The 12492-nt window shown below is 45.3% G+C and carries 6 protein-coding genes, 2 tRNA genes and 3 rRNA genes; 2 read left to right on the top strand and 9 right to left on the bottom strand.

All coding sequences use genetic code 11. The annotated features are described in order from the left end of the window. Window positions 1–80: 80 nt before the first annotated feature. Window positions 81–287 carry a hypothetical protein gene (locus tag ACAM37_RS00840; RefSeq protein ID WP_007115645.1) on the top strand — a complete coding sequence of 69 codons (207 nt, stop codon included), beginning with the start codon at window positions 81–83 and terminating at the stop codon, window positions 285–287. 129 nt (window positions 288–416) lie between these two features. Here ACAM37_RS00840 and rapA read toward each other — a convergent pair whose 3' ends face one another. From rapA to ACAM37_RS00825, 3 genes are all read right to left on the bottom strand, one after another. Next, complete coding sequence (rapA, locus tag ACAM37_RS00835) at window positions 417–3266, bottom strand: RNA polymerase-associated protein RapA (RefSeq protein ID WP_369626311.1); 2850 nt, start codon at window positions 3264–3266, stop codon at window positions 417–419. Between the two features lie 112 nt (window positions 3267–3378). Next, window positions 3379–4191, bottom strand: a complete 813-nt coding sequence (locus ACAM37_RS00830) for a DUF72 domain-containing protein (protein WP_203172391.1) — start codon at window positions 4189–4191, stop codon at window positions 3379–3381. A gap of 43 nt (window positions 4192–4234) precedes the next feature. Further along, complete coding sequence (locus tag ACAM37_RS00825) at window positions 4235–4699, bottom strand: diacylglycerol kinase (RefSeq protein WP_472826331.1); 465 nt, start codon at window positions 4697–4699, stop codon at window positions 4235–4237. 253 nt (window positions 4700–4952) lie between these two features. Between ACAM37_RS00825 and ACAM37_RS00820 the strand changes: the two genes are divergently transcribed. Next, a complete protein-coding gene (locus tag ACAM37_RS00820; protein WP_369626310.1) occupies window positions 4953–5738 on the top strand; it encodes a transglutaminase-like domain-containing protein in 786 nt (261 codons plus the stop codon). Between the two features lie 149 nt (window positions 5739–5887). Here ACAM37_RS00820 and rrf read toward each other — a convergent pair. The 6 genes from rrf to menA all read right to left on the bottom strand — a co-directional run bounded on the left by rrf (window position 5888) and on the right by menA (window position 12463). Then, window positions 5888–6001, bottom strand: a 5S ribosomal RNA gene (gene rrf / locus ACAM37_RS00815). A 98-nt stretch (window positions 6002–6099) separates the two neighbouring features. Beyond that, window positions 6100–8958: ribosomal RNA gene (locus tag ACAM37_RS00810) — 23S ribosomal RNA — on the bottom strand. 300 nt (window positions 8959–9258) lie between these two features. Beyond that, window positions 9259–9334, bottom strand: a tRNA-Ala gene (locus tag ACAM37_RS00805). Window positions 9335–9340: 6 nt separating this feature from the next. Then, a tRNA-Ile gene (locus tag ACAM37_RS00800) sits at window positions 9341–9417 on the bottom strand. Between the two features lie 161 nt (window positions 9418–9578). After that, window positions 9579–11110, bottom strand: a 16S ribosomal RNA gene (locus ACAM37_RS00795). Together the 16S, 23S and 5S rRNA genes with 2 tRNA genes alongside form the textbook arrangement of a ribosomal RNA operon. Before the next feature lie 420 nt (window positions 11111–11530). Next, on the bottom strand, window positions 11531–12463 hold the full coding sequence (gene menA / locus ACAM37_RS00790) for a 1,4-dihydroxy-2-naphthoate octaprenyltransferase (RefSeq protein WP_369626806.1): 933 nt from the start codon (window positions 12461–12463) through the stop codon (window positions 11531–11533). Window positions 12464–12492: the final 29 nt, after the last annotated feature.

Below are 12492 nucleotides of genomic sequence, written 5' to 3'. Positions count from 1 at the left end.
GTTTCAACAAATATAGATGGGTCGTGGTGGTATGTAATTTACACCCGTCAAACATATATGTATGGGTAGTGAGTAAACAGATGAATTATTTTGGTTTTCTTTGTTTAGGTCTAGGGATTTTGACATTGGTCGCGGGTATGCTATGTTTTTTATTATCTAAAGTTAGTAAGGAGCCGCCTGTTAGGTATAAAACCCAACGCATTGCGATGGTGCTGTTGCCACTGGCGATTGTACTACTTAGTATCGGACTTAAATTTAGTATGAGTGTGGTGAATCCTGAGGTATAAATAACTAGCTTTGCTAACTAAGCCTGATAAATAGACCTGGCAACTGGTCTTAACTAAAAAATGGAAAATGCAAACATATAACAAAGGTCAGCCTAATATAAGCTGACCCCTAACCTAAATTCAAAACAATTAAGTTGGCTTGACGGCGACTAGCACACGGATACTATCAGGAATTAAGGATAAATGACCTAGGGCATGTAAGCCCTGTTCTTGCAAACGTTTTAATTGATTGATTTCTGCGTCTCGTACATTCGGATTGATGGATTGCAAATATTGCAGGCGCTCCACTTCACGTTCATAACGCTGATTAAATACCTCTTTGGCTTGCTCACTTATCGCAGGTAATTGCTGGTTTGCCAATGCTACTGCTTGCTCATAGCGCACTTCGATGATGTCTTTACGCGCTTTAATGACTTGACGCGCTCGGGTTTTGTCCAAACGATGAATATGCGATACAATCATATCGGGCGCGATTTTATCGCTAAAATCAGTCCCTTGCTGGCTTAAAAACACCCGAATGAGCGGCTTTGGCAAAAATGCAGGTAAATTAAGTAGCTTTGGTGCAATCGCTTCAACACGAAAATTAACTTCGACCAAGACCAGTCCTTCAGGCATGGCATTACTTTGTAAAGTTGCAACCGTGGTATTACCAAACGTGCCTGCGTTGACCGTTTCAAAGATACTTTGCATCAAAGGATGCTCATAAGTCATAAATTCCATGTCTTCGCGTAGTAATGCCTGGTCACGCTCAAAGGTCAAGGTCATACCATCTTCAGGGACTGCCAGTCCTTGCACTTGCACTTCATCGCTCGGATGCAGCATCAATGAGCCATCACGCTGTCCACTATATTCCATATTGATGGACGACATAAAGCGTTCAAACAAACGTGGCAACATGTGGGTATCATCAAAATCACGCATGGTGTAAGCGATTTTACTGGCCACACGCGGGCGACAAGAATTGTATTCAAGCAGTCTGTCACGCCCTGCTTGCATGGCTGCTTCTAGTGCGATGCGCTGGGCGTTGCCTTCTTCAATCAACTGATCTAAAGTAATTTCTTGACCCTCATCTTCGACTTTTTGCCCTTCAAGTAGCGGTTTTAAATCCACAATAAACTGCTCTTGAACGGTTTGCGCCGTGGGTGAGATTTGGTTAAAAATGTTTAGCGCTTCGTTATACCAGCGGTACATACGTTCAGTTGCCGTGCCTTCGACAAAAGGCACATGAATGGTAATCTCGTTTTGCTGACCGATACGGTCAAGGCGGCCAATCCGCTGCTCTAATGTATCAGGATTGGCGGGCAAATCAAACAACACCAAATCACTGGCAAACTGAAAATTACGCCCCTCAGAGCCAATTTCAGACGCCAACAATACTTGCGCGCCTTCAATATCGGCAAAATATGCCGCCGCTTGGTCGCGCTCAAGTAAGGTCATTTGCTCAGTAAAAATCGCGGTTTTAATGCCCGCATGCAATCGTAATACTGCCTCTAAACTCTCGACCGTTGCCCCACTGCGCGCAATCAGCAGCACCTTTTGATGTTTTAAGGTGTTTTTAAGCAAATCAACCAGCCAAGGCACCCGCGGGTCTTGTTCCAGCCAACTGCCATCGGGCTGTAACTCTTCTGGCCATAATTGTTCGCGCAATTTACCTTGAGTTTGATAACTGTCTTGCCAACTTATCGGTAGCGGCAGTGGGTACGCCATTGAGCGCCGACCTTTGAAGCCAGAAATAAGCTCAGACACGCTCTCACGGGTATTGCGAAATAGTACACGTCCAGTACCATGACGATCTAACAATTCATTGATGGCGCGCGCACGACCTTGCTCGTCATCACTGATGTCATGACCTAATAACTGAGCTAACGCTGATTTTTGCTTATCTGATAGCGATTGGTCACTCAATAACACCTCAGCAATTGCTGCGGTTTGCGCAAAATTTTCTTCTGCATCGATAAAGTCGTCTAAATCATTAAAACGATTGGGATCTAACAATCGTAACCGCGCAAAATGGCTTTCTAAACCTAACTGCTCAGGGGTTGCTGTGAGTAACAAAACACCTGCGGTTTGTTCAGCCAAATCTTCAACCAAATCGTATTTGTCATTGCCCCCTTGCTCACTGTCCCAATGCAGATGGTGCGCTTCATCCACAACCAGCAAATCAAACCCCGCTTCCAAGGCTTTTTCATGCAAATCTTCATGGTCGAGTAGCAAATCGATACTGGCAATAATCAACTGCTCAGTCGTAAAAGGATTTTGCTCAGGGTCATGCTCTGCAATCGCTGCGGTTCTGACCAAATCAAAAATAGCAAATTCAAGATTAAAACGACGACGCATTTCAATCATCCATTGGTACTGCAAACTATCAGGTACCAAAATCAAAATACGCTCAGATTTGCCGGTGATGAGTTGCTGGTGAATAATGAGACCCGCTTCAATCGTCTTGCCAAGCCCTACCTCATCGGCAAGCAGCACGCGCGGCGCGATACGTTTACCTACTTCATGGGCGATATACAGCTGATGCTCAATAATATCGACACGTGCACCCATCAAGCCTCTTAGTGGATGAGACGCCAAATAGGCTTGGGTACGCAGTAGCTCTTGGCGCAGTTCGTACCAATCATTTTGGTGGATACGACTGGCAAGCAAGCGCTCAAGTGGTTTTGCCAAATTAATATTAGCCGCAAGGCGCGTTTCCATAATCGCACGGTCATGACCTTCAACCGAGTATTTATAGACGCCATTGGTCTCTTCAAAATCGCTGACCACATACGATGCGCCATCTTGGTCATGTATGGTATCCCCGACTTTGAAAGTCACACGCGACAAAGGCGCCGATGTCTTGGCATACACACGCGTTTCTTCACTTTGCGGGAACAAAATATGCACGCAGCGTTCATCAACGAGCACGACGACGCCCAGCCCCAATTCATTCTCTGTATCCGACAGATAACGTTGTCCAATCGCAAAATCAGTCATACCGCTTAACCATGCTTCCAAATTAGAAATTTAAATGATGAAAAGTAAAACTGTTTATGATAGCAAAAATTACATTTTCAAGTGAATGATTTTGTTGATAGTGGCTGTTTAGTTATTCATCATTTGCTATCAACGGACTGACGACTGTGATACCTTCGGTTATGAGCGCTTGTGTGAGCATCTCAATATTATACACCGCGTGACCTTTTACCGTATTTTCAAAGTAAATATACAAGGTATCAAAATTGGCTTGTTGATTGGCAATGGTCTTTGCCCAAGCTTGCATTTCTGTATCCCTGTATCGATAATCATGCCGCTCGGCCGCCGAATGGGCATCCCACCAGTCTAAGTTTTGCCCATGCATGCGTAAATAACCGATGCGGCTAGTAAATAACAGCCGACTGGGCGGTAAACCATGGATATTTGGATAGTCCACACTACACCAAATCAAATTTTGCTGCTGAAAACTGGCGTAAACTTGCGGGATATGCCAGCTTTGGTGGCGAAACTCTATCGCCAATGGCAACCCATCAAACCAACTGGTCAAGGTTGCCAAATACTGACGATGTGCCACCGTTCTATCAAAACCATGCGGAAATTGAATCAATAACGCAGCCAAACAATCTGCCGCTAAAATAGGTTCAATCGCCTGCAAAAAAGCTTGCGCGGTCTCTGCAGTGGCGGTTAATCGGTGGGTAAAATCTTGGTGAATCTTAATCGAAAATTTTAGCTGCCCATTGGATTTTTTGAGCATACCTTCATACGCTTTTCGACCTAAAGGCGCATAAAAGCTACTATTGATTTCAACAGTGGCATAATGACGACTATACTCGGTTAAAAATTCGGTTTTTTTGGTGTCAGCAGGATACAGGATTCCCAAAAAATCCGTATCACTGTATCCCCCTGTTCCGATATAGATGCTCATAGAAAATTGGTTCTACTTAATTGCAAAATTAGCCCAGCATTGATTAATAGAAATTAATAAAAGTCGTATATAGCGCCATCATCCATAACAAAAACAGCATCGTCAAGGCTAATAGCTGCGCGGCAGAACCTACATCTTTACCAATCTTTGCCAACGGATGACGTTCTGTCGATGTATGGTCAATCGACGCTTCAATACCGGTATTAAACAACTCGACGATCAGAGAAAAAAACGATGAAAACACCAATATCATTTTAATCGGCATCATAAAAGGTAAAAAAATCAGCGCAATTAATAAAATGCTATTGAGCCATGCAACCTGTCGAAAAGCCGCTTCATTTTGATATGCCGCAACTAAACCATCTTTTGAGTAACCTGCGGCATTAATGATGCGTTTGAGACCCGTTTTTCCCTTGGTCTGCGCGGCATACCCATCTAAATGGTTGGCTAAATGGCTAGCAAATTTATCAGAGCGCTGATTTGAACTAGGTGATGTCATGGTGGTAATGGGTTTTAAAAAATTTCCTCATTCTACCATAGATTAATCCTAGAATTTTCACAATCTATACTGCCGCGAGCATTGATAGCCGTTGATAAACAAGCTTTGAATCATGCGAATTTAAGGGCAAATAAAATCTATAAATATTGATTGCCATTTTACTGATAATGGCATAAATTCTAAGACTTCTGCTATTTTTTGCAGCAACCACGCCACCTTGCAATTTTTAGTTAGTGTTGTCACCTTATTTGATGAAAAATCTATGATGAAATTACGCGCCACTTGCCAACTCGATTATCACTTTTCCCAGCCAACCCCTGCAGTGTTTCTGCTAAGACCGCAATCAGGTTTAGCACAGCAGATCACTCAAGAAGAATGGCAAGTCACGCCACCCCTAGCAGTTACAAGCTATAACGACAATTTTGGTAACTTATGTGACAGGGTTTTATTTCCGATGGGGGATTACCAAGTTCGCCTAACAGTTGAACTATACACCAGTGAATGGATAGATGTCGCACCCGGTATGCCAAAAACACCGATTGAGCAGCTGCCTTCAGATACAATGGTATATTTGTTACCCAGTCGCTATTGTCTGCCAGAATTTCTACTTCAAGAAGTCCAAATGATAACCCAAGATTTTGCCGAAGGTTATGACAAAGCGGCGGCAATTTGCAACTATATTTACCAAAACTTTACTTACCAATATGGGAGTAGTACAGCAGAGACCACAGCACTAGATACGTGGCAGCATAAAAAAGGCGTCTGTCGTGATTTTGCCCATTTGGGTATTAGCCTGTCACGGGCATTAGATATGCCCGCTCGCATGGTGGTTGGCTACTTATATCAACTTGACCCAATGGACTTACATGCATGGTATGAGGTTTTTATTGGCGATCGATGGTACACATTTGACGCCACGCAATCTGCGCCAAAAGGCGGTCGTGTGATTTTAGGTTATGGAAGGGATGCTGCGGATGTTGCTTTTGCGACTTTCTTCGCGCCATTTGAATTAAAAGATATGAAAGTTAACGTAGAAAAAATCGACTGATTTTAGTATGAATCTTCAAAGTGGAAGCCTTTATTAAAAGGCTTTCATGCCAATTTTTCAACCTCAATATGCAAAATTTCCTTGGGAATTTCAAAGACCAAAAAAAAACACCCCCTTTAAACGAATAAAGAGGGTGGTTTGGAATAGGGAGCTGACGATGACCTACTCTCACATGGGCGAACCACACTACCATTGGCGCATTGGAGTTTCACTTCTGAGTTCGGGAAGGGATCAGGTGGGACCTCCAAGCTATTATCGTCAGCAAAGGGGGATAGAGAAATGAGTTGATTTAAAAGTAAAGTATGAGCTATATCAAGCGAGGTGATAATCGTTATTACCTACAAAGCCATTTAGGCGTTGTATAGTCAAGCCAAACGAGCAATTAGTATTGGTTAGCTACACATATCACTATGCTTCCACACCCAACCTATCAACGTCGTAGTCTACAACGGCTCTTTAGGGAAATCTAATCTTAAGGTGGGCTTCCCGCTTAGATGCTTTCAGCGGTTATCCCATCCGAACATAGCTACTCGGCAATGCGACTGGCGTCACAACCGAAACACCAGAGGTTCGTCCACTCTGGTCCTCTCGTACTAGGAGCAGATCCTCTCAAATTTCCAACGCCCACGGTAGATAGGGACCGAACTGTCTCACGACGTTCTAAACCCAGCTCGCGTACCTCTTTAAATGGCGAACAGCCATACCCTTGGGACCTGCTTCAGCCCCAGGATGAGATGAGCCGACATCGAGGTGCCAAACACCGCCGTCGATATGAACTCTTGGGCGGTATCAGCCTGTTATCCCCAGAGTACCTTTTATCCGTTGAGCGATGGCCCTTCCATACAGAACCACCGGATCACTAAGACCTACTTTCGTATCTGCTCGACTTGTGGGTCTCGCAGTTAAGCGCGCTTTTGCCTTTATACTCTTCGAACGATTTCCGACCGTTCTGAGCGCACCTTCGTACTCCTCCGTTACTCTTTAGGAGGAGACCGCCCCAGTCAAACTACCCACCATACATTGTCCTCAGCTCTGTTAAGCTTGAGTTAGAACCCCAACATTACCAGGGTGGTATTTCAAGGATGGCTCCACAGACACTGGCGTGCCTGCTTCAAAGCCTCCCACCTATCCTACACAGGTAAGGTCAAAGTTCAATGTAAAGCTGTAGTAAAGGTTCACGGGGTCTTTCCGTCTAGCCGCGGGTACACAGCATCTTCACTGCGATTTCGATTTCACTGAGTCTCTGCTGGAGACAGCGCCGCCATCATTATGCCATTCGTGCAGGTCGGAACTTACCCGACAAGGAATTTCGCTACCTTAGGACCGTTATAGTTACGGCCGCCGTTTACTGGGGCTTCGATCAAGAGCTTCGCTTACGCTAACCCCATCAATTAACCTTCCAGCACCGGGCAGGCATCACACCCTATACGTCCACTTTCGTGTTTGCAGAGTGCTGTGTTTTTAATAAACAGTTGCAGCGGCCTGGTATCTGCGACTGCCAATAGCTTTGTAGAGCATGTCTACTCACCATCGGCAGCGTACCTTCTCCCGAAGTTACGGTACCATTTTGCCTAGTTCCTTCAGCAGAGTTCTCTCAAGCGCCTTGGTATTCTCTACCTGACCACCTGTGTCGGTTTAGGGTACGATTTCTTTATGACTATCGCTTAGAAGCTTTTCCTGGAAGCAGGGTATTTGCCACTTCGCTGTACAAGTACAGCTTGCTATCAGATCTCATTAATAGTCTAGCGGATTTGCCTACTAAACCTAACTACATCCTTCCACTTGGACAACCATCGCCAAGCTGGCATAACCTTCTCCGTCCCTCCATCGCATCATAAACAAGTATCGGAATATTAACCGATTTCCCATCGACTACGCCTTTCGGCCTCGCCTTAGGGGTCGACTCACCCAGCCCCGATTAACGTTGGACTGGAACCCTTGGTCTTCCGGCGAACGGGCTTTTCACCCGTTTTGTCGTTACTCACGTCAGCATTCGCTCTTGTGATACCTCCAGCATGCTTTACAACACACCTTCACAGGCTTACACAATGCTCCCCTACCACTTAATTGAAACAATTAAATCCGCAGCTTCGGCTCCTAGTTTGAGCCCCGTTACATCTTCCGCGCAGGCCGACTCGACTAGTGAGCTATTACGCTTTCTTTAAAGGATGGCTGCTTCTAAGCCAACCTCCTAGCTGTCTGTGCCTTCCCACATCGTTTCCCACTTAACTAGGAATTTGGGGCCTTAGCTGGCGGTCTGGGTTGTTTCCCTCTTGACGACGGACGTTAGCACCCGCCGTCTGTCTCCCGGATATCACTCATCGGTATTCGGAGTTTGCATCGGTTTGGTAAGTCGGGATGACCCCCTAGCCGAAACAGTGCTCTACCCCCAATGGTGTTCGTCCGAGGCGCTACCTAAATAGCTTTCGGGGAGAACCAGCTATCACCGAGTTTGATTAGCCTTTCACCCCTATCCACAAGTCATCCCCTGGCTTTTCAACGACAGTGGGTTCGGTCCTCCGGTAACTGTTACGTCACTTTCAACCTGCTCATGGATAGATCACTCGGTTTCGGGTCTATACCCTGCAACTAGACGCCCTATTAAGACTCGGTTTCCCTACGGCTCCCCTATTCGGTTAACCTTGCTACAGAATATAAGTCGCTGACCCATTATACAAAAGGTACGCCGTCACGGAACATGTCCGCTCCGACTGCTTGTATGCACACGGTTTCAGGTTCTATTTCACTCCCCTCACAGGGGTTCTTTTCGCCTTTCCCTCACGGTACTGGTTCACTATCGGTCAGTCAGGAGTATTTAGCCTTGGAGGATGGTCCCCCCATCTTCAGACAGAATTTCTCGTGTTCCGCCCTACTTAATATGCTTCTTATAACCTTTCGAGTACGGGATTATCACCCTCTACGATTGACCTTTCCAAGTCATTCCTCTAAATTATAATCAGTCGGCTCCTCCCCGTTCGCTCGCCGCTACTAGGGGAATCTCTATTGATGTCTTTTCCTCGGGTTACTGAGATGTTTCACTTCTCCCGGTTTGCCTCGTAAATAAATTTACGATACCTGTCTTATGACAAGTGGGTTTCCCCATTCAGATATCGCCGGATCACAGGATATTGCCGCCTCCCCGACGCTTTTCGCAGGCTGTCACGTCTTTCATCGCCTCTGACTGCCAAGGCATCCACCATGTGCACTTCATTACTTGACTATACAACCCTAAAGGGTCGTATAGGTAATGGTAACGATCTTCACCTATGTTTACGCTTGATTCAGTTCTCTTTACTTTTAAGTAATCAGTTATTCCAATCATTTCTTTGGGTCTGATTGGCTGATTACTAAGGTTAATTATCTTCGTTGGAACTTGATAATTAACCCAGACTCATTTCTCTATGTTGTTATTGAATTATCAGACCCTCGTCAGGTCGTGATTTCTGATAAAACAGATTGAAGTAATCTCTTAATATGCTTACTAAATTACTTTGTCTGCTTTATTACGTTAAGCTAATTATGGTGGAGCCAAGGAGAGTCGAACTCCTGACCTCCTGCGTGCAAGGCAGGCGCTCTACCAACTGAGCTATGGCCCCGATTAGTGGTGGGTCTAATAAGACTTGAACTTATGACCCCTGCCTTATCAAGGCAGTGCTCTAACCAACTGAGCTATAGACCCCGAAAGCCGTTAAAGCAAAGCACCGCTTTGCTAGGCTTGAGCCGAAAATCCTTTAAATAGGATTTTCGCTAGTAACCTTGCAAAGTAATGTTTTATTTACTTGGCTTATTAGCTTACTACACAAGAACAACTTGCTGTGAATTCTCACTTAGTGCTTTAGTTAAGGAGGTGATCCAGCCGCAGGTTCCCCTACGGCTACCTTGTTACGACTTCACCCCAGTCATCGACCACACCGTGGTAAGCGCCCTCTTGCGTTAGGCTACCTACTTCTGGTGCAATAGACTCCCATGGTGTGACGGGCGGTGTGTACAAGGCCCGGGAACGTATTCACCGCAGCATTCTGATCTGCGATTACTAGCGATTCCGACTTCATGGAGTCGAGTTGCAGACTCCAATCCGGACTACGATAGGCTTTTTGAGATTAGCATCACATCGCTGTGTAGCAACCCTCTGTACCTACCATTGTAGCACGTGTGTAGCCCTGGTCGTAAGGGCCATGATGACTTGACGTCGTCCCCGCCTTCCTCCAGTTTGTCACTGGCAGTATCCTTAAAGTTCCCGGCTTAACCCGCTGGCAAATAAGGAAAAGGGTTGCGCTCGTTGCGGGACTTAACCCAACATCTCACGACACGAGCTGACGACAGCCATGCAGCACCTGTATGTGAATTCCCGAAGGCACTCCCGCATCTCTGCAGGATTCTCACTATGTCAAGACCAGGTAAGGTTCTTCGCGTTGCATCGAATTAAACCACATGCTCCACCGCTTGTGCGGGCCCCCGTCAATTCATTTGAGTTTTAACCTTGCGGCCGTACTCCCCAGGCGGTCTACTTATCGCGTTAACTGCGCCACTAAAGTCTCAAGGACCCCAACGGCTAGTAGACATCGTTTACGGCGTGGACTACCAGGGTATCTAATCCTGTTTGCTACCCACGCTTTCGAATCTCAGTGTCAATATTATGCCAGGAAGCTGCCTTCGCCATCGGTATTCCTCCAGATCTCTACGCATTTCACCGCTACACCTGGAATTCTACTTCCCTCTCACATATTCTAGCACCACCAGTATCACATGCAGTTCCCAGGTTAAGCCCGGGGATTTCACATGTGACTTAATGAGCCACCTACACTCGCTTTACGCCCAGTAATTCCGATTAACGCTCGCACCCTCTGTATTACCGCGGCTGCTGGCACAGAGTTAGCCGGTGCTTATTCTGCAGGTAACGTCTAATCTAATGGGTATTAACCATTAGCCTCTCCTCCCTGCTTAAAGTGCTTTACAACCAAAAGGCCTTCTTCACACACGCGGCATGGCTGGATCAGGGTTGCCCCCATTGTCCAATATTCCCCACTGCTGCCTCCCGTAGGAGTCCGGACCGTGTCTCAGTTCCGGTGTGACTGATCATCCTCTCAGACCAGTTACAGATCGTCGCCTTGGTAGGCCTTTACCCCACCAACTAGCTAATCTGATTTAGGCTCATCTAATAGCAAGAGCTTGCGCCCCCTTTCACCCGTAGGTCGTATGCGGTATTAATTCGAGTTTCCCCGAGCTATCCCCCACTACTAGGCAGATTCCTAAATGTTACTCACCCGTCCGCCACTAATCATAACTAGCAAGCTAGTTAGTCATCGTTCGACTTGCATGTGTTAAGCCTGCCGCCAGCGTTCAATCTGAGCCATGATCAAACTCTTCAGTTTAATCTTTCTATCTATTGTCATCGCTATGACATGTCAATAGATTTAATTTGTTGACTCAATTATTTATACTGTCTTTGCTCAAATAAACTTACGAGTATCTTCACTCTGACAATACAATTAATTAAAGTCTTAATTTTATCGCCCTAAGTGAAAATCCACACAAGTTGTTCTTGTGTTCGTTGTTATTTAGTTCACAACATCATCGGCTGATGTCGTTAAGAAGGTCGCTATTTTAACAGCTTATTTTGTGTTGTCAATAACTTTTTTCTTTAATTTTTTATGACCGCTCAACTTATATCTATATTAATTTAAGTTGTTGTTTTTACTACAGTTTGTGGCTGTAGTCGCTGCCAGTGAGTGCGTATTATACGCTTTTCTTTTTGCCTGTCAATACCAATGGGAAAAGTTTTTTGATTTTTTTCAAATTAGTTTTTTATAGTTAAAGATAAGAATGCTTAAACTCATCAACACACTGGTCGCTAGGGTAATTAAGACAATTTTGGCTAGCTCTGGCGCTAGTGCGTTTGAGGGGATATTTTCATCACTATAATGGCGAACCATTTTAAGATGTTTGGCAATCGGAGAGACTAGAACAAGTAGGCTCAATAGATAAAAATTTTGTCGCAAAGTCGCAAAGGTAATGAGTAGAAAGTAAGCACCCAACAACATAAACCGATACAGGTGGCTCATGTTTTCTTTGCCTAAGGTGGTGGCAAGGGTATTTTTACCAGCGCCTGTATCTGTGTCAAAATCCCGCATATTGTTAATCATCAACACGCAAGTGCATAGCAGTCCGATCACCACCGCAGCAATAATATCGATTACGCGGATAAATTGTGTTTGTAGGTACACGCCCCCTAGTACATTAACTAAGCCGAAGAATAAAAATACTGCTATTTCGCCTTTCGCATTGTACCCATAGGGGTTTTTACCCATGGTATAGGTCACTGCGGCGATAATGGCGATGATGCCCAATGCTAAGAAGGTGAAGAAATCGGTCAGACTGTTAAAGCTCAGCCAAAGTAAGCCAATACCGCAGCCAAAAATAAACAGTGCCCAACTTATGATTAATTTCTTGAAGGTTTTGGGATTGATTGTCCCTTGGGCAGTCTGTCTGTCGAGTCGATGGGCATCCGTACCCCGTATACCATCGCCATAGTCGTTGGCTAAATTGGATAAAATCTGTAAGCCTAAGGCAACCCAAAGGCTTAGCAAAAAGATTTGCCAATTTTTGCTGTTAAAGCTGCCAATACGCGAGTATGCCAACGCATTAGCAACTATGATGCCAGCCACCGCTAATGGATAAGTGCGTGGGCGAGTCGCTTGCCAAAATGCTTGTAAAAAATTGACCATCACTCACTCGAAACCTTGGATCACCAATC

Origin of the sequence: Moraxella sp. K23 (genome assembly GCF_041154765.1) — a bacterium.
Classification (GTDB): domain Bacteria; phylum Pseudomonadota; class Gammaproteobacteria; order Pseudomonadales; family Moraxellaceae; genus Faucicola; species Faucicola tetraodonis.
Note: the sequence above shows the minus strand (reverse complement) of the source record. Positions and strands in the feature narration are given on the sequence as shown.

Bases quoted from the DNA above. Each gene is read 5' to 3' on its own strand.
- rapA (WP_369626311.1), bottom strand. From the start codon at position 3,266: ATGACTGATTTTGCGATTGGACAACGTTATCTGTCGGATACAGAGAAT.
- ACAM37_RS00820 (WP_369626310.1), top strand. From the start codon at position 4,953: ATGATGAAATTACGCGCCACTTGCCAACTCGATTATCACTTTTCCCAG.
- ACAM37_RS00830 (WP_203172391.1), bottom strand. From the start codon at position 4,191: ATGAGCATCTATATCGGAACAGGGGGATACAGTGATACGGATTTTTTG.
- ACAM37_RS00840 (WP_007115645.1), top strand. From the start codon at position 81: ATGAATTATTTTGGTTTTCTTTGTTTAGGTCTAGGGATTTTGACATTG.
- menA (WP_369626806.1), bottom strand. From the start codon at position 12,463: ATGGTCAATTTTTTACAAGCATTTTGGCAAGCGACTCGCCCACGCACT.